This window comes from Klebsiella sp. 10982, from assembly GCF_048589245.1.
Classification (GTDB): Bacteria; Pseudomonadota; Gammaproteobacteria; order Enterobacterales; family Enterobacteriaceae; genus Klebsiella; species Klebsiella quasivariicola.
This window is the reverse complement of record NZ_JBMAXV010000005.1, coordinates 123,820-143,413: the sequence shown is the minus strand read 5'-3', so window position 1 is coordinate 143,413 and position 19,594 is coordinate 123,820. Positions and strand designations below refer to the sequence as shown.

The 19,594-nt window shown below is 55.4% G+C and carries 19 protein-coding genes, 7 tRNA genes and 1 other RNA gene; 2 read left to right on the top strand and 25 right to left on the bottom strand.

Going from position 1 to position 19,594, the window contains the following annotated elements:
• Positions 1–14: 14 nt before the first annotated feature.
• The gene (gene aroG, locus ACKLKD_RS06385; protein ID WP_012542422.1) at positions 15–1,067 is read right to left on the bottom strand and encodes a 3-deoxy-7-phosphoheptulonate synthase AroG; all 1,053 of its coding nucleotides are present in this window, start codon (positions 1,065–1,067) and stop codon (positions 15–17) included.
• A 315-nt stretch (positions 1,068–1,382) separates the two neighbouring features.
• Here aroG and ACKLKD_RS06380 point away from each other — a divergent pair, with 315 nt between their 5' ends.
• Entirely contained in the window at positions 1,383–1,760 is a 378-nt protein-coding gene (locus ACKLKD_RS06380; protein ID WP_080897269.1) for a YbgS-like family protein, read from the top strand.
• A 117-nt stretch (positions 1,761–1,877) separates the two neighbouring features.
• Positions 1,878–2,822: a CDF family zinc transporter ZitB gene (gene zitB, locus ACKLKD_RS06375; protein ID WP_087805751.1), complete on the top strand. Its 945-nt coding sequence runs from the start codon at positions 1,878–1,880 to the stop codon at positions 2,820–2,822.
• Here the strand turns inward: zitB and pnuC are convergent.
• From pnuC to odhB, 24 genes are all read right to left on the bottom strand, one after another.
• Positions 2,819–3,538 carry a nicotinamide riboside transporter PnuC gene (pnuC, locus tag ACKLKD_RS06370; protein ID WP_008805696.1) on the bottom strand — a complete coding sequence of 240 codons (720 nt, stop codon included), beginning with the start codon at positions 3,536–3,538 and terminating at the stop codon, positions 2,819–2,821. The two genes, zitB and pnuC, sit on opposite strands and share 4 nt — an antisense overlap.
• A 35-nt stretch (positions 3,539–3,573) precedes the next feature.
• Complete coding sequence (gene nadA / locus ACKLKD_RS06365) at positions 3,574–4,617, bottom strand: quinolinate synthase NadA (RefSeq protein ID WP_040153374.1); 1,044 nt, start codon at positions 4,615–4,617, stop codon at positions 3,574–3,576.
• A 291-nt stretch (positions 4,618–4,908) separates the two neighbouring features.
• Positions 4,909–5,044: non-coding RNA, RtT sRNA (locus tag ACKLKD_RS06360), on the bottom strand.
• Positions 5,045–5,066: 22 nt separating this feature from the next.
• Positions 5,067–5,142 (bottom strand) — tRNA-Lys (locus ACKLKD_RS06355).
• Between the two features lie 132 nt (positions 5,143–5,274).
• Positions 5,275–5,350: transfer RNA gene (locus ACKLKD_RS06350), tRNA-Lys, on the bottom strand.
• A 146-nt stretch (positions 5,351–5,496) separates the two neighbouring features.
• A tRNA-Lys gene (locus ACKLKD_RS06345) sits at positions 5,497–5,572 on the bottom strand.
• Positions 5,573–5,575: 3 nt separating this feature from the next.
• Positions 5,576–5,651: transfer RNA gene (locus tag ACKLKD_RS06340), tRNA-Val, on the bottom strand.
• 79 nt (positions 5,652–5,730) lie between these two features.
• Positions 5,731–5,806, bottom strand: a tRNA-Lys gene (locus ACKLKD_RS06335).
• Between the two features lie 2 nt (positions 5,807–5,808).
• Positions 5,809–5,884 (bottom strand) — tRNA-Val (locus tag ACKLKD_RS06330).
• A gap of 125 nt (positions 5,885–6,009) precedes the next feature.
• Positions 6,010–6,085 (bottom strand) — tRNA-Lys (locus ACKLKD_RS06325).
• 161 nt (positions 6,086–6,246) lie between these two features.
• On the bottom strand, positions 6,247–7,047 hold the full coding sequence (gene cpoB, locus ACKLKD_RS06320; RefSeq protein WP_025711802.1) for a cell division protein CpoB: 801 nt from the start codon (positions 7,045–7,047) through the stop codon (positions 6,247–6,249).
• A 9-nt stretch (positions 7,048–7,056) separates the two neighbouring features.
• Positions 7,057–7,581 (bottom strand): peptidoglycan-associated lipoprotein Pal, encoded by a 525-nt coding sequence (gene pal / locus ACKLKD_RS06315; protein ID WP_002895068.1) that lies wholly within the window; start codon positions 7,579–7,581, stop codon positions 7,057–7,059.
• Positions 7,582–7,615: 34 nt separating this feature from the next.
• Positions 7,616–8,908, bottom strand: coding sequence for a Tol-Pal system beta propeller repeat protein TolB (gene tolB / locus ACKLKD_RS06310; RefSeq protein WP_080897272.1), 1,293 nt, complete (start codon positions 8,906–8,908; stop codon positions 7,616–7,618).
• Positions 8,909–9,039: 131 nt separating this feature from the next.
• Positions 9,040–10,356, bottom strand: a complete 1,317-nt coding sequence (gene tolA / locus ACKLKD_RS06305) for a cell envelope integrity protein TolA (protein ID WP_080897273.1) — start codon at positions 10,354–10,356, stop codon at positions 9,040–9,042.
• 99 nt (positions 10,357–10,455) lie between these two features.
• Complete coding sequence (tolR, locus tag ACKLKD_RS06300) at positions 10,456–10,884, bottom strand: colicin uptake protein TolR (RefSeq protein WP_002895061.1); 429 nt, start codon at positions 10,882–10,884, stop codon at positions 10,456–10,458.
• Between the two features lie 3 nt (positions 10,885–10,887).
• Positions 10,888–11,580, bottom strand: coding sequence for a Tol-Pal system protein TolQ (tolQ, locus tag ACKLKD_RS06295; protein WP_025711806.1), 693 nt, complete (start codon positions 11,578–11,580; stop codon positions 10,888–10,890).
• Positions 11,577–11,981 carry a tol-pal system-associated acyl-CoA thioesterase gene (gene ybgC, locus ACKLKD_RS06290; protein WP_025711807.1) on the bottom strand — a complete coding sequence of 135 codons (405 nt, stop codon included), beginning with the start codon at positions 11,979–11,981 and terminating at the stop codon, positions 11,577–11,579. Before ybgC ends, tolQ begins: the two co-directional genes overlap by 4 nt.
• Before the next feature lie 149 nt (positions 11,982–12,130).
• Positions 12,131–12,415 carry a cyd operon protein YbgE gene (gene ybgE / locus ACKLKD_RS06285; protein WP_008805691.1) on the bottom strand — a complete coding sequence of 95 codons (285 nt, stop codon included), beginning with the start codon at positions 12,413–12,415 and terminating at the stop codon, positions 12,131–12,133.
• A gap of 130 nt (positions 12,416–12,545) precedes the next feature.
• Entirely contained in the window at positions 12,546–12,659 is a 114-nt protein-coding gene (gene cydX / locus ACKLKD_RS06280; RefSeq protein WP_004100325.1) for a cytochrome bd-I oxidase subunit CydX, read from the bottom strand.
• A 15-nt stretch (positions 12,660–12,674) separates the two neighbouring features.
• Entirely contained in the window at positions 12,675–13,814 is a 1,140-nt protein-coding gene (gene cydB / locus ACKLKD_RS06275; RefSeq protein ID WP_025711808.1) for a cytochrome d ubiquinol oxidase subunit II, read from the bottom strand.
• A gap of 15 nt (positions 13,815–13,829) precedes the next feature.
• Positions 13,830–15,398: a cytochrome ubiquinol oxidase subunit I gene (gene cydA, locus ACKLKD_RS06270; RefSeq protein WP_002895047.1), complete on the bottom strand. Its 1,569-nt coding sequence runs from the start codon at positions 15,396–15,398 to the stop codon at positions 13,830–13,832.
• An 818-nt stretch (positions 15,399–16,216) separates the two neighbouring features.
• A complete protein-coding gene (gene sucD, locus ACKLKD_RS06265; protein WP_014169173.1) occupies positions 16,217–17,086 on the bottom strand; it encodes a succinate--CoA ligase subunit alpha in 870 nt (289 codons plus the stop codon).
• Complete coding sequence (gene sucC, locus ACKLKD_RS06260) at positions 17,086–18,252, bottom strand: ADP-forming succinate--CoA ligase subunit beta (RefSeq protein ID WP_025711810.1); 1,167 nt, start codon at positions 18,250–18,252, stop codon at positions 17,086–17,088. Before sucC ends, sucD begins: the two co-directional genes overlap by 1 nt.
• 103 nt (positions 18,253–18,355) lie before the next feature.
• A complete protein-coding gene (gene odhB, locus ACKLKD_RS06255) occupies positions 18,356–19,582 on the bottom strand; it encodes a 2-oxoglutarate dehydrogenase complex dihydrolipoyllysine-residue succinyltransferase (RefSeq protein WP_025711811.1) in 1,227 nt (408 codons plus the stop codon).
• Positions 19,583–19,594 lie beyond the last annotated feature (12 nt).

Genomic DNA, 19,594 nt, shown 5'->3' with positions numbered 1-19,594 from the left:
CAGCGCAGATTCGCTTAGCCGCGGCGGGTTTTCACCGCTTCCGCCAGCTGGCGCAGGATCGTTTCGGTATCCTCCCAGCCGATGCAGGCGTCGGTAACGCTCTTGCCGTAAGTCAGCGGTTCACCGCTCTCGAGGCTCTGGTTGCCTTCCACCAGATGGCTTTCAATCATCACGCCCATGATCGCCCGCTCACCGCCGGCAATCTGCTGGCATACGTCGGCGCCCACTTCCATCTGCTTCTTGAACTGCTTGCTGGAGTTGGCATGGCTGAAGTCGATCATCACCTGCGCCGGCAGGCCCGCTTTCGCCAGGCCGATCTTCACATCCGCCACGTGCTTCGCGCTGTAGTTCGGCTCTTTGCCGCCGCGTAAAATAATATGGCAGTCGCCGTTACCGCTGGTATTCACGATGGCGGAGTGGCCCCACTTGGTGACCGACAGGAAACAGTGCGGTGCGCCAGCGGCGTTAATCGCATCGATAGCCACCTTGATGGTGCCATCGGTACCGTTTTTAAAGCCCACCGGGCAGGAGAGTCCGGAAGCAAGCTCACGGTGCACCTGGGATTCGGTAGTACGCGCGCCAATGGCGCCCCAGCTCATCAGATCGGCGACATACTGCGGGGTGATCATATCGAGGAATTCCCCCGCCGCCGGCAGGCCGCTGTCGTTGATGTCCAGCAGCAGTTTGCGCGCAATGCGCAACCCGTCGTTGATGCGGAAGCTGTTATCCATATGGGGATCGTTGATAAGCCCTTTCCAGCCAACGGTGGTGCGCGGTTTTTCAAAATAGACCCGCATGACGATCTCGAGCTCACCTTTCAGCGCCTCGCGCAGGGGCAGCAGACGGGAAGCGTACTCTTTCGCCGCCGCCGGATCGTGAATAGAACAGGGCCCGATCACTACCAGCAGACGATCATCATCGCCCTTGAGGATCTGATGGATCGCTTTGCGAGCATGTGCAACGGTGTTTGCAGCATTTTCGGTAGCAGGGAATTTTTCCAGGAGCGCAACGGGAGGTAATAATTCGTTGATCTCTTTAATGCGTAAGTCGTCGTTCTGATAATTCATCTTCTTTCCAGCGTTGCCATACTTATTCAATGAAATGCAATCCCTCCAATCTATCTCTTCGCTGAAAAAGTGTAAACGTGATTTTACAGTAGTGATGGAATAATCCTGGAAATAGGCAAAAATACGCCATAAAGTAGCGAAACCAGGCGCATGCACTACAATATTTAACTGTTAAAGCTAATTAAGTCTTACGTTTCAGGATTATATAGTGACACTGCGATCGTCTGCGGAGTCTTTAACCATAACGAGTCAGATCCCTGGCACACTCAACGAGGGAGACGTTTTTACCGCTTCCCGACTCAACAGGAGTATCCGATGAATATGAAAAAACTGACGACCCTTTTGCTCACCGCCACTTTAAGTCTTGCCAGCGGCGCAGCCCTGGCGGCAGATACCGGCGCCCAGTCCAATAACGGTCAGGCCAACGCTTCCGCGGATGCCGGCCAGGTGGCGCCGGATGCCCGTGAGAACGTGGCGCCAAATAACGTGGATAATAGCCAAATCAATTCAGGTTCTGGCGGCACCATGCTTCATCCTGACGGCTCGACGATGACCCAGGATAATATGTCGAGTGATGAAGTGCATAAAAACTCGATGTGTAAAGACGGTCGCTGTCCGGATACCGGGAAAAAACTGGATAACGGCGGCAACACGACCCAAGACAACAGCAAGACCGACGGCACCACCCAGTAATTGAGGCGGTGGGTACAAATAGAGAAAGGCGAGCCCGGCTCGCCTTTTCTTCGTTTGTTATCGCCCTCTGTTTATGATGTCATAGCGTAATAATGATAACTATCAAGGGACGACACTATGGCGCACCCGCATTCGCACACCCCAGCTCAGGCTCCGGATAACAGCAACGCCCGCCGGCTGCTTTGGGCGTTTATCGTCACCGCCGGTTTTATGCTGATTGAAGCTATCGGCGGCGCTATCTCCGGCTCGCTGGCCCTGCTGGCGGATGCTGGCCATATGCTCACCGACTCCGCCGCCCTGCTGTTTGCGCTGCTGGCGGTTCGCTTCGCCAGCCGCCCACCAAATGCCCGCCATACCTTTGGCTGGTTGCGTTTAACCACCCTGGCGGCGTTTCTCAATGCTATTGCTCTGGTGGTGATCACCATTCTGATTGTCTGGGAGGCGATTCAGCGCTTCCAGCATCCGCAGCCGGTAGCCGGCGTGACGATGATGGTCATTGCCGTCGCCGGTCTGCTGGCCAACGTGCTGGCGTTTTGGATCCTGCATCGTGGCAGCGAAGAGCGGAATCTCAACGTGCGCGCCGCAGCGCTACACGTGCTCGGCGACCTGCTGGGCTCGGTTGGCGCGATTGTGGCGGCCGTGGTGATCCTCACCACCGGCTGGACGCCTGTCGACCCGATTCTTTCCGTGCTGGTCTCCTGCCTGGTATTACGTAGCGCCTGGCGATTACTGAAGGAAAGTCTGAATGAACTGCTGGAAGGCGCGCCGCGTTCGCTGGATGTGGCGGCCCTGCAGCGGGATATCCGTCGCTCTATCCCGGAGGTACGCGATGTTCACCACGTCCACGTCTGGCTGGTGGGGGAAAAACCGGTGATGACGCTCCATGTTCAGGTGGTCCCGCCGCACGATCATGATGCGTTACTCAACCGTATCCTGCATTTCCTGGAACATAAATATGAAATTGAGCATGCCACGGTGCAGATGGAGTACCAGCCCTGCAGCGGCCCGGAGTGCCATCTCAACACGATGCACGCCGGGCACGATCATCACCACCACCATTAGCCAGAAAACGCGTGAGAACCTCGCTCACGCGCGCTGTTTATCCACATCCGGCTGCCGTTCAGCGCAATGAACGTCAGCAAGAGGTATTCCAGCGACATGGCATAGACGCCCTGGCGGGCAAAAATCACCACGCTTATCACGTTGACAATCACCCACAGCAGCCAGTTTTCAACATACTTGCGGGTCATTAAGATCATCGCCACCACCGACAGCACCGTCATGCAGGAGTCCCAGAACGGGAAGGCATCCGGCTGCAGCACCGGCATGGAGACCTGCAGACCCAGCGCTTGCATCAGGCTGACCGCGATCCGCGTCAGGAAAGCAAAAAACGGGTTGATAAACAGGGTCAGCAAGCCGATCGCCACCACGCAGGCCGCCAGCCAGCCCAGCGCTTTGCTGCGCGGCAGCCAGCGGATCTGCAGCTCAGCCTCATGGTTGCTGCTTTGTCGCGACCAGGCATACCAGCCGTAAACGTTAGCGGCAAAGAAGAACAGCTGCAGCAGCAGGCTGGCATACAGCTGGATCTGAAAGAAGATGATGGCAAACAGCGTGACGTTGACCAGTCCAAAAGCATAGTTACTGATCTTCTCCAGGCTCGCCAGCCAGATACACAGCAGCCCGGCGATGGTCCCCACGGCCTCAATCCATGACAGATCGTACCCCCCGGCGCCGATGGGTATGTGTACTAAAATATTCTGCGTGCTAAAAAAATCCATTTTATCCCCTCAGCGTCTGCCGACGCGACAATAGGTTATCCCCGTAGTGTAGCTGCAAAATCCAGCATCCGGTTAAGCGGAATTAATGCGCCGGTCCGTAGCGCTTCGTCAACGTGAATTTCATGTTCAGCTCCGCCCTGTTCAAGCCCCTCGGCAATGGCTTTCAGGCCGTTCATCGCCATCCACGGGCAGTGCGCGCAGCTGCGGCAGGTCGCCCCTTCGCCAGCGGTAGGCGCTTCCAGCAATGTTTTTTCCGGTACCGCCTGCTGCATTTTATAGAAGATACCGCGATCGGTGGCCACGATCAGCTGGCGCTGGGGCAGGCTTTTCGCCGCCGCAATCAGCTGGCTGGTGGAGCCTACGGCATCCGCCATCTCGACAATCGCCTGCGGCGACTCGGGATGGACCAGCACGGCGGCTTCCGGGTGAAGAGCCTTCATCCGCGTCAGCGCCTGGGTTTTAAACTCATCATGCACGATGCACGCCCCCTGCCAGCACAGCACGTCTGCGCCGGTCTGACGCTGGACGTAGCGGCCAAGGTGGCGGTCCGGCGCCCAGAGGATCTTTTGACCAAGACTATCCAGATGGTCAATCAGTTCGACGGCGATGCTGGAGGTGACCACCCAGTCGGCACGAGCCTTCACCGCGGCGGAGGTGTTGGCATAGACCACCACGGTGCGATCGGGATGGGCATCGCAGAAGGCGTTGAATTCCTCAATCGGACAGCCCAGATCCAGCGAACACTCTGCGTTCAGGGTCGGCATCAGAATGGTCTTTTCCGGGCTGAGGATTTTGGCGGTTTCCCCCATAAAACGCACCCCGGCGACCAGCAGCGTGGAGGCTGAATGACGGGCGCCAAAGCGCGCCATCTCCAGCGAGTCGGCGATACAGCCGCCGGTCTCTTCCGCCAGCTGTTGAATTTCGGGATCGGTGTAGTAATGCGCCACCATCACGGCGTCGCGCTCGCGCAGCAGGCGCTTGATTTTTTCACGATAAAACTGCTTTTCGTCGACGGTCAGCGGCTGCGGTTTCGCTGGGAAGGGATAAATCGCCGTTTCAGGATCAAACATTACGCTCATCATGCAATCTCGTTTTACTGGCTTAACTCTAAGACCGTCAGTATGGCCTGTCTGCGCCTTAATACGGTCATGGTGTTTTATATGCTAAACAAGATAGCCGATTGCGAGCAAAATGTCGTGATGAATTTTGTACATGAGCACCTATTCCCCGGGGACGATGCTACGCATCTTCCCGGGCTACCGGTTCGTGCCTTATGGCGTCACGGTAAGCGGCGGCAGGGGGTCATGCTGAAGTAGGATTGTGGAGAATGACGCATAGCAAAAAGGCGCCTTTAGGGCGCCTTTTTACATTGGTGGGTCGTGCAGGATGACTCGGCTTCGCCTCGCCCTTCGGGCCGTCGCCGCAAGCGGCTCCGTTGTCTCACTACGTTCGACCCGAACCTGCGGCAGGTTCGAATCGTTGAGTTCTACGCATAGCAAAAAGGCGCCTTTAGGGCGCCTTTTTACATTGGTGGGTCGTGCAGGATTCGAACCTGCGACCAATTGATTAAAAGTCAACTGCTCTACCAACTGAGCTAACGACCCTTGCGGGATTTTACTGCTGTCATCATTCAGGATGGTGGGTCGTGCAGGATGACTCGGCTTCGCCTCGCCCTTCGGGCCGTTGCTGTCGCAACGTTATCCTTCACGTTCAACATCTAAGTTAAATGCTGAAATTGGTGGGTCGTGCAGGATTCGAACCTGCGACCAATTGATTAAAAGTCAACTGCTCTACCAACTGAGCTAACGACCCGCTCTGGTACTACCTGAATAATTTCACTCGACACCAATAGTGAAATTGGTGAGTCGTGCAGGATGACTCGGCTTTGCCTCGCCCTTGGGGCCGTTGCTGACGCAACGTTATCCTTCACGTTCAACATCTGAGTTAAATGCTGAAATTGGTGGGTCGTGCAGGATTCGAACCTGCGACCAATTGATTAAAAGTCAACTGCTCTACCAACTGAGCTAACGACCCGAGTGGTGGGTGATGACGGGATCGAACCGCCGACCCCCTCCTTGTAAGGGAGGTGCTCTCCCAGCTGAGCTAATCACCCGAAACTGCGCTGGATACTACTGATACTGCGTCCACCGACCCCATCATTCACGTTTAACACCGACGTCCGATGTTAAAGATGGTGGGTCGTGCAGGATTCGAACCTGCGACCAATTGATTAAAAGTCAACTGCTCTACCAACTGAGCTAACGACCCGGTGGTGGGTGATGACGGGATCGAACCGCCGACCCCCTCCTTGTAAGGGAGGTGCTCTCCCAGCTGAGCTAATCACCCGATACTACGCTGGATACTGCTAAGTGGTGGGTCGTGCAGGATGACTCGGCTTCGCCTCGCCCTACGGGCCGTTGCTGACGCAACGTTATCCTTCACGTTTTACTATCGCGTTCCACCAGAACGATTGGTGGGTCGTGCAGGATTCGAACCTGCGACCAATTGATTAAAAGTCAACTGCTCTACCAACTGAGCTAACGACCCACTCTGGCATCGCTTTGGGCTTGTTTGATATCCCTTGGCAACGGCGGCATATATTACTGATTTCAGAATTCAGCGCAACTAAAATTTCGATAAAGATCACTTAACTGCTGGCGATTCAGGCGACAAGACCAGAAATAACGCGATTTCTGGTCATGCCATAATCAACCAAGAGCATTAAGACGTTTTTGCGCTTGTTTGGCACCATCGGTACCGGGGAATTTATTGATCACCTGCTGGTAAACCGCTTTCGCTTTCGCAGTATCACCTTTGTCCTGCATGATCACGCCGACTTTAAACATCGCGTCTGGCGCTTTCGGCGATTTCGGGTAGTTCTTCACTACCGAGGCGAAGTAAAACGCCGCATCGTCTTTTTTCCCCTTATTGTAGTTCAACTGTCCGAGCCAGTAGTTAGCGTTCGGCTGATAGGTTGAATCCGGGTACTTTTTAACGAAGTTCTGAAACGCCACCATCGCGTCATCCTGGCGTGAGGCATCCTTCACCAGAGCAATGGCGGCATTGTAATCGGTGTTCGCATCGCCGGTCATCGCCGGGGCGCCTGACGAGGCCGCTGGCGCTGCGCTGGCGGTAGCCGCGCTCTGATCGCCAGAAGACGACGAAGCCTGCGCACCTGATGCTGCCGCTGCGCCGCCTCCGCTGCTCAGACTATCTATCTGCAGCAAGATCTGCTTCTGGCGCTCAACGATCTGATTCAGCTGATACTGGTTTTCCTGGATCTGACCACGGAGAGAATCAATGTCAGTCTGATTATCAGAGAGTTGTTGCTGGAGTTGGGTTAAAAGCTGGCTGTGAGCATTGGAAATACGCTCGAGTTGAGTGACACGGTCTTCGACCGAGCCTGAGCCGACACTACTGATTGGCGCCTGAGCAAAAGCGGCCCAGGGGGCCGCTATGCCAACCAGTAACGACAGACTCAATAAATGATGTCTGAAGTTACTGCTCATGCAATTCTCTTAGTAAACCAGTACGGCGCGACGGTTTTTGGCATATGCCGCTTCGTCATGACCCAGTACTGCAGGTTTTTCTTTACCGTAAGAAACGATGGAGATCTGATCGGCAGAAACACCTTTGCCCTGCAGATACATCTTAACGGCGTTAGCACGACGCTCACCCAGAGCGATGTTGTATTCCGGCGTACCGCGCTCATCCGCGTGACCTTCTACAGTCACTTTGTAGGACGGGTTGCTACGCAGGAAGTTAGCGTGCGCGTCCAGCATCGCAGCGAAGTCAGAACGGATATCGTACTTGTCCAGATCGAAGTAAACGATGTTGTTCTGCTGCAGCTGCTGCATCTGCAGACGAGCTTGCTCTTCAGAAGACATGTTGCCGCCGTTACCGTTAGCGTCCATACCAGTGCCGGCACCCAGCATGCCTTCACCGCTCTGGTCGTTGCTGGCGTTCTTGTTAGAAGAACACGCCGCGATTGCCATAACCGGCAGAGCGATCATCAGCCCTTTCAGCACTTTGTTCAGTTGCATTTCTTTGATTCCTTTAATAATCAATTATTTATTATCACAGATACGGCGACCAGGCAGGTGATTTTACCTGTCCATCAGTTGCCGGAAGACGCGCTTTGAAACGCCCATCTGTAGAAACCAGATTCAGCACGGATCCCATCCCCTGAGAAGAGCTGTAGATTACCATAGTGCCGTTAGGTGCCAGACTTGGCGTTTCGTCTAAAAACGTTGATGACAGAACCTGTACACCACCCGCTTCCAGATCTTGTTTGGCAATGTGCTGCTGCCCGCCGGCCGAGCTAACCATTACCATGATTTTACCATCCGCGCTCACGTCGGCGTCCTGGTTCTGCGAACCTTCCCAGGTGATACGCTGCGGCGTGCCGCCATTGATATTGACTTTATACACCTGCGGACGACCGGCCTGGTCAGAGGTGAAGGCCAGGTTCTGGCTGTCCGGGAACCAGGTTGGTTCAGTGTTGTTGCTGCGACCGTTGGTCACCTGACGAATCTGACCCGAGCCCAGATCCATTACATACAGGTTCAGGCTACCGGTTTTCGACAGGGCGAAGGCCAGTTTAGAGCCATCCGGTGAGAACGCCGGCGCGCCGTTGTGCTGCGGGAAGGAGGCGATCTGACGCACTGCGCCGTTCGCCAGGGTCTGCACCACCAGCGCAGAACGACCGCTTTCAAAGGTCACGTAAGCCAGTTTAGCGCCGTCAGGAGACCAGGCCGGAGACATCAGCGGCTGGGAGGAGCGGTGCACCACAAACTGGTTATAACCGTCATAGTCGGAGACGCGCAGCTCGTACGGGAACTGACCGCCGTTGGTCTGCACCACGTAGGCGATACGGGTACGGAAAGCGCCTTTAATACCGGTCAGCTTTTCAAATACCGCGTCACTGGCAGTGTGCGCCGCATAGCGCAGATACTGTTTGGTGACTTTGAAAGAGCCTTGTGCCAGCGTTGTGCCCGGCGCGCCGCCGGTATCCACCAGCTGATACGCCACCTGATAAGAACCATCCGGGTTTGGCGTGACCTGACCGACGACCACGGCATCGATACCCAGCGCAGACCAGGCTGCAGGCTGCACTTCCTGGGCACTGGTCGGCTGCTGCGGCAGACGCGAGCGATCCAGCGGGTTGAATTTACCGCTGTTGCGCAGGTCAGCTGCCACGATACCGCCAACATCTTCCGGCGCAGCGCCCTGGCCGGCCCACTGGAACGGTACCACGCCGATAGGGCGCGCCGAGTCCACCCCCTGGGTGATCTCGATACGTACTTCTGCGTGCAGCACCGCCGCCCACAGCATTAAAAAACCAAATGCTACTCGTAATGCCTGCTTCATCATATCTCCCTTATCCGGGCGGAAAGCCCACGATAATTTAGCAGAATGTTAACAAACCCAAATACACAAAACTACCAAAACCCATGACCGCCCTATATTCTTTTCCCCCGCTGGCGCGAGGGAAAAAGCGCTTAAGGTTTGAAGTCCAGTGGCGCATTTTTGAACGTTTCATAAACAGCCTGCGAAGGCGGTTTAGGGAATTTGCTCATCCGACTGGTTGCCGCCAGCATTTGCTGACAGAAGGCCGGATCGCCGCCTTCCGATTTCACACTCAATAACGTTCCATCCTGAGCCAGGTTTACGCGCAACGTACATACTTTACCCTTGTACGTATCCCAGTCATAGAGATGTCCTTTAATCGCGGCCTGCACCTGCGAAATATAGCTGGCAATCTCCGCCTGAGACGCACCGCCCTGCCCCGGTTTACTTCCTTTAGCAGGTGAAGAGCCACCTGTGCTACCGCTGGTGCTACCTTTCGGCGCATTCTTACCCGAACTCAGATCGCCAAGCAGGTTGTCAACGCCGTCCGCTTCTTTCGCCGCCGCCGCTTTTTTCGCTGCCGCGGCTTTTGCTGCTGCCGCTTTGGCCGCTTTGTCGGCGGCAGCCTTCTCTGCTGCTGCCGCTTTGGCTGCCGCCGCTTTTTCAGCGGCTGCGGCTTTCTCGGCAGCGGCCTTCTCAGCGGCTGCTTTTTGTGCGGCAGCTTTCTCAGCAGCCGCTTTTTCTGCCGCTGCCTGCTTAGCCGCTTCCTGCTGGGCTTTCTTCTCCGCTTCCTGCTGGGCTTTCTTCGCTGCTGCCGCTTCCGCTTTCTTCTGTGCCTCTGCCGCGGCTTTCGCTGCTTCGGCTTCCGCCTGTTTTTTGGCATCGGCGGCGGCTTTCGCTGCGGCAGCTTCGGCCTGTTTCTTCGCGTCAGCGGCGGCTTTTGCTGCGGCCAGCTCTGCCGCTTTTGCCTGGGCGTCTGCCTTCGCTTTTGCATCAGCAGCCGCTTTAGCAGCGGCTTCCTGCGCTTCTTTGGCCTGCGCATCCGCTTTGGCTTTCGCCGCCGCGGCAGCCTTGGCAGCCGCTTCCTCAGCCTGCTTCTGCTGTTCCTTCGCTTCTTTCGCCGCTTCCTGCGCCTGCAGCCGTTCCTGTTCGAGCTGTTTCAGCCGTTCCTGTTCCGCCGCCTGTTTCTCACGTAACTCTTCTGCCTGCTGCTGCGCCTGTTTTTCACGCTGTTCAGCGGCGCGACGTGCGCTGGCCTGCTGCTGTTGCTGACGGTTATAGTTATTTACCACCGCCCCCGGATCGACCATGACGGCATCAATCGACGATCCCCCACCGCCGCCGGCAGAGGCATCCAGATGCTCGTCAAACGAACTCCAGATCAGCAGCGCGATCAGAATGATGTGCAGCGCGACTGAAATGATGATCGCTCGTTTAAGCTTGTCGTTTTGTTCGGTTGCCTTTGACACTATCGGTTCCCAAAAACTGTTCGCCTGTACCCGCGATACGCACCGACGGCGAGCGATACTCGCCACCGGACGCCGCGCGGACGCACCTACCTGAAGCGATTAAATAGGTTTGGTCATCAAGCCGACCGATTTAACCCCTGCACTATGCAACAGGTTCAGCGCTTTAATAATTTCATCGTAAGGGACGTCTTTCGCACCGCCGATCAGGAACACCGTTTTCTCATTGGCTTCAAGACGTCGCTTCGCTTCGGCAATCACCTGCTCCGGCGGCAGCTGGGACAGCGTCTCCTGCCCCACTTTCACGCTGTACTGCCCTACCCCGGAGACTTCTACAATCACCGGCGGATCGTCATTGCTTTTCACCGCTTGCGATTCCGTGGCGTCCGGCAGATCGACTTCCACGCTCTGCGTAATGATCGGCGCCGTTGCCATAAAGATCAGCAACAGCACCAGCAGGACATCCAGCAGCGGAACGATGTTGATCTCGGACTTCAGTTCGCGACGTCCGCGTCCACGTGCTCTGGCCATGGCTTACCCCTTATTGCTTTCGCTGCTGGTAAAGGCCTGACGGTGCAGAATGGCGGTGAACTCTTCCATAAAGTTGTCGTAATTCAGTTCAAGCTTGTTCACGCGCTGGTTCAGGCGGTTATACGCCATGACCGCCGGAATAGCAGCGAACAGACCGATCGCGGTGGCGATCAGCGCTTCGGCGATACCCGGCGCCACCATCTGCAGGGTGGCCTGCTTCACCGCGCCCAGGGCGATAAAGGCGTGCATGATCCCCCACACGGTACCGAACAGACCGATATACGGACTGATGGAACCCACGGTGCCGAGGAACGGAATATGGGTTTCCAGCGTTTCCAGTTCGCGGTTCATCGAAATACGCATCGCGCGCGAGGCCCCTTCGACGATCGCTTCCGGCGCATGGCTGTTGGCCCGATGCAGGCGCGCAAACTCTTTGAAACCGCTGTAGAAGATTTGTTCCGAACCGGTCAGGTTATCGCGACGCCCCTGGCTCTCCTGGTACAAACGGGACAGCTCGATCCCGGACCAGAATTTGTCCTCGAACGCTTCTGCTTCACGCGCGGCCGAGTTAAGGATACGCGTTCTCTGAATAATGATAGCCCAGGAAGCGATAGAAAAACCAATCAAAATCAACATGATAAGTTTAACCAGAAGGCTCGCCTTCAGGAACAAATCAAGGATATTCATGTCAGTCACTGCTTAAACTCCGCGACAATAGACTTGGGAAGCGCACGAGGCTTCATTAAGAGTGGATCAACGCACACAATGAGAACCTCAGCTTCGTTTAACACTGTATTCTCGGCATTGACGATTCGCTGCGTGAAAACCAAAGAGGTGCCGCGCATCGAGGTAATTTCCGTCTGGACTTCGAGCATGTCGTCGAGTCTGGCGGGGGCAAAATACTCCAGCGTCATTCTGCGAACCACGAAGGCAACGCGTTCAGCCAACAGCACCTGTTGACTAAAGTGATGGTGGCGCAGCATCTCTGTGCGTGCTCTTTCATAAAAAGCGACGTAACTGGCGTGGTAAACCACACCACCGGCGTCGGTATCTTCGTAGTAGACCCGAACCGGCCATCGAAACAGCGTTGTATTCACTTTACATCCCGGTAATGCAAAAAAAGGTTAGAGCTTTCAAACTTCGCTACTATACGCGCGGGAAAGGTGGTTTGGAATGGGGGAAAGTAAACGGGGCGTAAATTTTTATGGGCTTATGCAAGCCCATACCATTAACAGAGATCTCTTATTCAAAAGAAGAAAAAGAAGAGACCTAAAGCGAGCACGATATCAGCGATAAGCGGACAAAAAATCCCCTGCCAGTGAACGGCACGCGGACGGAAGCCCACGCCGTGAATAACACCGCTGCAAACCGCCCACATCAGCAAGAAACCATGCCAGATTTCCAGCTCGCTGGTCTTCGCCGCAAAGCGCGACGGATCCCAGAAGATGCAGCCGGCCAGCAGCAGCGCCATCAATAAGGAAAGCGCCCTTAACGGGCGCTTGTCCATTATCGCATACATATACTTTATCATTCACGTCGCCTCTTTGTTGGCTACGTCTGCTTACCCCAGTCACTTACTGGTGTAAGCTCCTGGGGATTCACAGACTTGCCGCCTCGATGCAACCCGAATGATTTCGTATATCGCATCACGACAATACTCATCAGTGTTCTTCTTTACCTGCTTTGGTGGCTTCCACGTGCTCAAGCGCCAGCGCGGTAATCACCCCAAAGGCACAGGCAAGAAGCGTTCCCAAAATCCATGCGAAGTACCACATATATAGCTCCTTACCTTAGTACAGCGAGTGGGTGTTCTTTTCGATGTCTTCGCGCGTGATGCGGCCAAACATCTTCCAGTAACACCAGCTGGTGTAGGCCAGAATAATCGGCACAAAGACAATCGCCACGTAGGTCATCAGATTCAGCGTCCGCTGGCTGGAGGTCGCGTCCCACATCGTCAGGCTGGCGTTCAGCATGGTGCTGGACGGCATGATGAACGGGAACATCGCGATACCGGCGGTCAGAATGATGCAGGCCAGGGTCAGCGAGGAGAACAGGAATGCCCAGGCGCCTTTATCCGCTTTAGTCGAGACGACGGTCAGCAGCGGCAGCACCACGCCCAGGGCAGGAACGGCCCACAGCGCTGGCATATTGTTAAAGTTCACCATCCACGCGCCGGCCTCACGCACCACTTCTTTGGTTAGCGGGTTCGACGGACCGGTATGATCCATTACCGATTTCACCACATAGCCGTCGATGCCGTAGTAGACCCACACGCCCGCCAGCGCGAAGCAGACCAGCGTCACCAGCGCCGCCACCGTGGAAACGGTGCGGGTACGCAGGTGCAGTTCGCCTACGGTACGCATCTGCAGGTAGGTGGCGCCCTGGGTCAGGATCATCGCCACGCTGACGATACCGGCCAGCAGACCAAACGGGTTCAGCAGCTGGAAGAAGTTACCGGTATAGAACAGACGCAGGTATTCATCGACGTGGAACGGCACGCCCTGCAGCAGGTTGCCGAAGGCCACGCCAATCACCAGCGGCGGCACGAAGCTACCGATGAAGATGCCCCAGTCCCACATGTTGCGCCAGCGGGTATCCTCGATCTTGGAACGGTAGTCAAAACCAACCGGACGGAAGAACAACGAGGCCAGTACCAGAATCATCGCCACATAGAAGCCGGAGAACGCCGCGGCGTAAACCATCGGCCAGGCAGCGAACAGCGCGCCGCCGGCGGTGATCAGCCACACCTGGTTACCGTCCCAGTGCGGAGCGATGGCGTTGATCATAATCCGACGCTCGGTGTCGTTACGGCCGAGGAAACGGGTGAGCATGCCCACCCCCATGTCGAACCCGTCGGCGACAGCGAAGCCAATCAGCAGAATGCCAATCAGCAGCCACCAGATAAAACGCAATACTTCATAATCGATCATTTGACGACTCCTGTCTTAGCGTGCCGACTGAATAGCCGCAGAGGACTGTTCAAAGTGATAGCGGCCGGTTTTCAGGCTGCTAGGTCCTTTGCGGGCAAACTTGAACATCAGGAACAGTTCAGCCACCAGGAACAGCGTGTACAGACCGCAGATCAGCAACATAGAGAAGATCAGATCGCCTGCGGTTAGCGACGAGTTGGCCACCGCCGTCGGCAGGACCTCACCAATCGCCCACGGCTGACGGCCATATTCGGCAACAAACCAGCCTGATTCCACGGCAATCCACGGCAGCGGCAGGCCATAGAACGCGGCGCGCAGCAGCCATTTTTTCTCGCCAATGCGGTTACGGATCACGCTCCAGAAAGAGGCGCCGATAATCAACAGCATCAGGATGCCGCACGCCACCATGATACGGAAGGCGAAGTACAGCGGCGCGACGCTCGGTATAGAGTCTTTAGTCGCTTTGGCGATCTGCTCTTCGGTAGCGTCCGCGACGTTCGGGGTATAGCGCTTGAGCAGCAGGCCATAGCCGAGGTCTTTCTTCACATTATTGAACTGATCACGCACGGCCTGGTCAGTCGAACCGGCACGCAGTTGCTCCAGCAGCGCGTACGCTTTCATCCCGTTACGGATACGCTCTTCGTGCTGAACCATCAGATCCTTCAGACCGATAACCGGCTTATCCACCGAGCGGGTGGCAATAATGCCCAGCGCGTAAGGGATCTGGATCGCGAAGTGGTTGGTTTGCGCATTCTGATCGGGAATACCAAACAGGGTAAAGGCCGCCGGCGCCGGCTGGGTTTCCCACTCTGCTTCGATAGCCGCCAGTTTGGTTTTCTGCACGTCACCCATTTCGTAACCGGATTCGTCACCCAGCACAATAACGGAGAGGATCGCCGCCATACCGAAGCTGGCTGCGATGGCAAAAGAGCGCTTGGCAAAAGCAAAATCACGGCCTTTCAGCATGTACCATGAGCTGATGGCGAGGATGAACATCGCGCCGGTGACATAGCCAGACGCCACGGTGTGAACGAATTTCACCTGGGCGACCGGGTTAAGCACCAGTTCAGAGAAGCTGACCATCTCCATACGCATGGTTTCGAAGTTGAAGTCCGATGCGATCGGGTTTTGCATCCAGCCGTTAGCGACGAGGATCCACAGTGCGGAGAGGTTGGAGCCCAGCGCCACCAGCCAGGTGACCGCCATGTGCTGAACTTTACCGAGACGATCCCAACCGAAGAAGAACAGACCTACAAAGGTGGATTCGAGGAAGAAGGCCATCAGACCTTCAATGGCCAGCGGCGCACCGAAGATATCGCCCACGTAGTGTGAGTAATACGACCAGTTAGTCCCGAACTGGAACTCCATGGTCAGACCGGTCGCCACACCCAGCGCGAAGTTGATACCAAACAACTTGCCCCAGAATTTGGTCATATCTTTATAAATCTGTTTGCCGGAAAGGACGTAGACCGTTTCCATGATGGCCAGCAGGAACGCCATACCGAGCGTTAGTGGCACAAACAGGAAGTGGTACATCGCGGTCAAGGCAAACTGTAAGCGCGACAGTTCGACTATATCTAACATCATGACTCCTTGCTCATCGCATGAAGACTCCGAAAATGAACCGAGAAGCTCTGGCTCATACGCATGCCCCAATACAAATTTTATTTGTTGCCCGCCCACTGCAGGTTTCAACCGAAGGTAAAACCATGCCAGGACAAGGTTACAAATACGTTAACGAAAAACCCAATTGATTCCCCAATATATTACGCCGCAATAACCTTACAATAAATATGTTTTTATTGTTCCAGTTTTACATTTTTCGACGGTGATCAATATATAGCGAAGATGGCCGGTTTAAGCCAATTTGACTTGAGACAATTTAACGTTTTTTGAATGATTTTTCCAAGTATTAAGTATTGATATAAATCAATTTTTACCCTTCGTGTTAATTATGTAGCCCAATAAAGAATATTGGTGAACTTAATGTTAAAGTTATGTTTAAAGCATAACCTTATTGGTTACTAAAAAGAGAGATATGCGAATCATAGGTAATATTATTTAACGTCGCGGGAAAAAACGAACCGATCTGAATAATGTTAGACTGCTCACAGTATTTTGCCTGCTTTCATATCCCCTGCCCAATACCTTTCTTCGCTCCCGCTTTTGTTTCTCTACGGTATGACCGGAGGATATTTTCACTGCCAACCAGGGTACGGCGAAAATATTAATAAAATAACACATAAAATCAATATGATAGATAGGGTCTTTTGAAAAAACGGTTTTACTGTTGGCGCTGCGCTACTGACGAGGCGAGATAACGCCCATAAAAAAGGCCACCTGACGGTGGCCAACCATGTCGAAATCGGACAGATATCTGCTTGCGGACAAACAGAGAGGGTTTACTTGATGATGGATTTCAGCGCTTCGCCGATGTCGGCCAGGCTGCGAACGGTTTTCACACCGGCCGCTTCCAGCGCGGCAAACTTCTCATCAGCAGTACCTTTACCGCCAGCGATGATGGCGCCGGCGTGGCCCATACGCTTGCCCTTCGGCGCGGTAACGCCCGCGATGTAGCCGACAACCGGCTTGGTCACGTGCTCTTTGATGTACGCTGCCGCTTCTTCTTCCGCGCTGCCGCCGATCTCACCGATCATGACGATTGCTTCGGTCTGCGGGTCTTCCTGGAACATTTTCAGGATATCGATGAAGTTGGAGCCCGGGATCGGGTCGCCGCCGATACCGACGCAGGTAGACTGACCGAAGCCGTAGTCGGTGGTCTGCTTAACCGCTTCATAGGTCAGGGTACCGGAACGGGAAACGATGCCCACTTTACCCGGCTTGTGAATGTGACCCGGCATGATGCCGATTTTGCACTCGCCCGGAGTGATAACGCCTGGGCAGTTCGGGCCGATCATACGCACGCCCGCTTCGTCCAGCTTCACTTTCACAGTCAGCATATCCAGCGTCGGGATACCTTCGGTGATGGTGATAATCAGCTTAATGCCCGCGTCGATCGCTTCCAGAATGGAGTCTTTGCAGAACGGCGCCGGAACGTAGATCACGGTCGCGGTCGCGCCGGTCGCTTCAACGGCTTCGCGCACGGTATTGAACACCGGCAGGCCCAGGTGAGTAGTGCCGCCTTTACCTGGCGTCACGCCGCCAACCATTTGCGTACCGTAAGCGATCGCTTGTTCAGAGTGGAAGGTCCCCTGGCTACCGGTGAAGCCCTGGCAGATAACCTTGGTATCTTTATTAATTAAAACTGACATTATTTCCCCTCCACTGCGGCAACAACCTGCTGTGCTGCGTCCGTCAGACTTTTCGCTGCAATAATATTCAGGCCGCTGTCAGCCAGTTTTTTCGCGCCCAGTTCGGCGTTGTTACCTTCCAGACGAACAACGACCGGAACGTTAACCCCAACTTCTGCGACCGCACCGATGATGCCGTCAGCAATCAGGTCGCAACGCACGATACCGCCGAAGATGTTAACCAGAACCGCTTTAACGTTGTCGTCAGAGAGGATGATTTTGAACGCTTCGGTCACGCGCTCTTTAGTTGCGCCGCCGCCCACGTCGAGGAAGTTAGCCGGTTCGCCACCGTGCAGCTTAACGATGTCCATGGTCCCCATCGCCAGGCCTGCGCCGTTAACCATGCAACCGATATTGCCATCCAGTGCGACGTAGTTCAGTTCCCACTGTGCCGCCTGGGCTTCACGCGGGTCTTCCTGAGACTGGTCGCGCATTTCGCGCAGATCCGGCTGGCGGAACAACGCGTTGCCGTCAGCGCCCAGTTTACCGTCGAGGCAGATCAGGTCGCCCTGCTTAGTGATAACCAGCGGGTTGATTTCGATCAGCGCCAGATCGCGCTCAAGGAAAATGGTCGCCAGACCCATGAAAATCTTGGTGAACTGCTGAACCTGTTTACCTTCCAGACCCAGTTTGAACGCCAGTTCACGACCCTGGTAAGGCATCGGGCCCGCCAGCGGGTCCAGCGCGACTTTGTGGATCAGGTGCGGGGTTTCTTCCGCCACTTTTTCGATTTCCACGCCGCCTTCGGTAGAGGCCATGAACACCACGCGACGGGAGCTACGGTCAACAACCGCGCCCAGGTACAGCTCTTTATCAATGTCGGTCGCCGCTTCAACCAGGATCTGGTTTACCGGCTGGCCGTTCGCATCTGTTTGATAGGTCACCAGGCGTTTGCCCAGCCAGTGCTCAGCAAAAGCACGGATCTCTTCTTTGCTCTTCACTACTTTCACACCGCCCGCTTTACCGCGGCCACCAGCGTGAACCTGACATTTCACTACCCACGGACCCGCGCCGATTTTTGAAGCGGCTTCTTCTGCTTCACGCGGAGTAGTACAGGCATAACCCACCGGCGCCGGTAAGCCATAGCGGGCAAAAAGTTGTTTTGCCTGATATTCATGTAAGTTCATGTGTTCAGTCCATCCTTCAGGGTGTAATTATCTTTAAACCTGTAGGCCTGATAACGGCGCTAACGCGTGTTATCCGGCCTACGGTAAGTCATACTCTTACTGACTACACGTCCAACAGCAGACGGGTCGGATCTTCCAGCAGCTCTTTAATCGCCACGAGGAAGCCTACCGACTCGCGTCCATCGATCAGACGGTGGTCATAAGAGAGCGCCAGGTACATCATCGGCAGAATTTCTACCTTACCATTCACCGCCATCGGGCGGTCTTTAATGGCATGCATACCCAGAATGGCGCTCTGCGGTGGGTTAATGATTGGCGTGGACATCAGGGAGCCGAAAACGCCGCCGTTGGTAATGGTGAAGTTACCGCCGGTCAGGTCGTCTACGGTCAGCTTGCCGTCGCGGCCTTTCACTGCCAGCTCTTTAATATTCTTTTCGATATCTGCCATGCCCAGCAGGTCGACGTCACGCAGAACCGGGGTAACCAGGCCACGCGGGGTAGAGACCGCCATGCTGACGTCGAAGTAGTTGTGGTACACCACGTCGTCGCCATCGATAGAGGCGTTCACTTCCGGATAGCGTTTCAGCGCTTCCACTACCGCTTTCACGTAGAAGGACATGAAGCCCAGACGGATGCCGTGACGTTTTTCGAACGCCTCACCGTACTGCTTACGCAGATCCATAATCGGCTTCATGTTGACTTCGTTGAACGTGGTCAGCATGGCGGTAGAGTTTTTCGCTTCCAGCAGACGCTCAGCCACGCGTTTGCGCAGGCGGGTCATCGGGACGCGTTTTTCAGAGCGGTGGCCCAGCTGCGGCGCCGGTGCGGCTGCTGCGGCTGCGGCTGGCGCTTTGGCTTCTGGCGCCGCCGGGGCTTTCGCCAGATGTTTTTCGACGTCTTCACGGGTCAGACGGCCGCCGACGCCGGTGCCTTTGATGGCCGCTGCGTCGAGGTTGTGTTCCGCCAGCAGACGACGGATCGCCGGGCTCAGCGCATCGTTGTTCTGCTCTTCCAGAGAGGCCTGCTGACGCTGTGCCGGGGTGGAGGCTTTCGCATCGGCTTTTTCGCTGGTTTCTTTACCTGCGCTGTTGCCTTCGCGCAGGCGGCCAAGGATCTGGCGAGACAGGACGGTGGCGCCCTCGTCTTCCAGTACTGCATCCAGAATGCCGTCCGCTGATGCCGGTACTTCCAGTACCACTTTGTCAGTTTCGATTTCGACCAGGACTTCGTCACGGACAACCGCGTCGCCCGGTTTTTTGTGCCAGGTGGCGACGGTTGCGTCAGCTACGGACTCAGGCAGGTCGGGAACCAGAATATCTACGCTACTCATTGTGTATCCTTT

Bases quoted from the DNA above. Each gene is read 5' to 3' on its own strand.
- cpoB (WP_025711802.1), bottom strand. From the start codon at position 7,047: ATGAGCAGTAACTTCAGACATCATTTATTGAGTCTGTCGTTACTGGTT.
- ybgE (WP_008805691.1), bottom strand. From the start codon at position 12,415: ATGATAAAGTATATGTATGCGATAATGGACAAGCGCCCGTTAAGGGCG.
- tolB (WP_080897272.1), bottom strand. From the start codon at position 8,908: ATGAAGCAGGCATTACGAGTAGCATTTGGTTTTTTAATGCTGTGGGCG.
- cydB (WP_025711808.1), bottom strand. From the start codon at position 13,814: ATGATCGATTATGAAGTATTGCGTTTTATCTGGTGGCTGCTGATTGGC.
- ACKLKD_RS06380 (WP_080897269.1), top strand. From the start codon at position 1,383: ATGAATATGAAAAAACTGACGACCCTTTTGCTCACCGCCACTTTAAGT.
- nadA (WP_040153374.1), bottom strand. From the start codon at position 4,617: ATGAGCGTAATGTTTGATCCTGAAACGGCGATTTATCCCTTCCCAGCG.
- odhB (WP_025711811.1), bottom strand. From the start codon at position 19,582: ATGAGTAGCGTAGATATTCTGGTTCCCGACCTGCCTGAGTCCGTAGCT.
- pal (WP_002895068.1), bottom strand. From the start codon at position 7,581: ATGCAACTGAACAAAGTGCTGAAAGGGCTGATGATCGCTCTGCCGGTT.
- sucD (WP_014169173.1), bottom strand. From the start codon at position 17,086: ATGTCAGTTTTAATTAATAAAGATACCAAGGTTATCTGCCAGGGCTTC.
- cydA (WP_002895047.1), bottom strand. From the start codon at position 15,398: ATGTTAGATATAGTCGAACTGTCGCGCTTACAGTTTGCCTTGACCGCG.
- sucC (WP_025711810.1), bottom strand. From the start codon at position 18,252: ATGAACTTACATGAATATCAGGCAAAACAACTTTTTGCCCGCTATGGC.
- pnuC (WP_008805696.1), bottom strand. From the start codon at position 3,538: ATGGATTTTTTTAGCACGCAGAATATTTTAGTACACATACCCATCGGC.
- cydX (WP_004100325.1), bottom strand. From the start codon at position 12,659: ATGTGGTACTTCGCATGGATTTTGGGAACGCTTCTTGCCTGTGCCTTT.
- zitB (WP_087805751.1), top strand. From the start codon at position 1,878: ATGGCGCACCCGCATTCGCACACCCCAGCTCAGGCTCCGGATAACAGC.
- aroG (WP_012542422.1), bottom strand. From the start codon at position 1,067: ATGAATTATCAGAACGACGACTTACGCATTAAAGAGATCAACGAATTA.
- tolR (WP_002895061.1), bottom strand. From the start codon at position 10,884: ATGGCCAGAGCACGTGGACGCGGACGTCGCGAACTGAAGTCCGAGATC.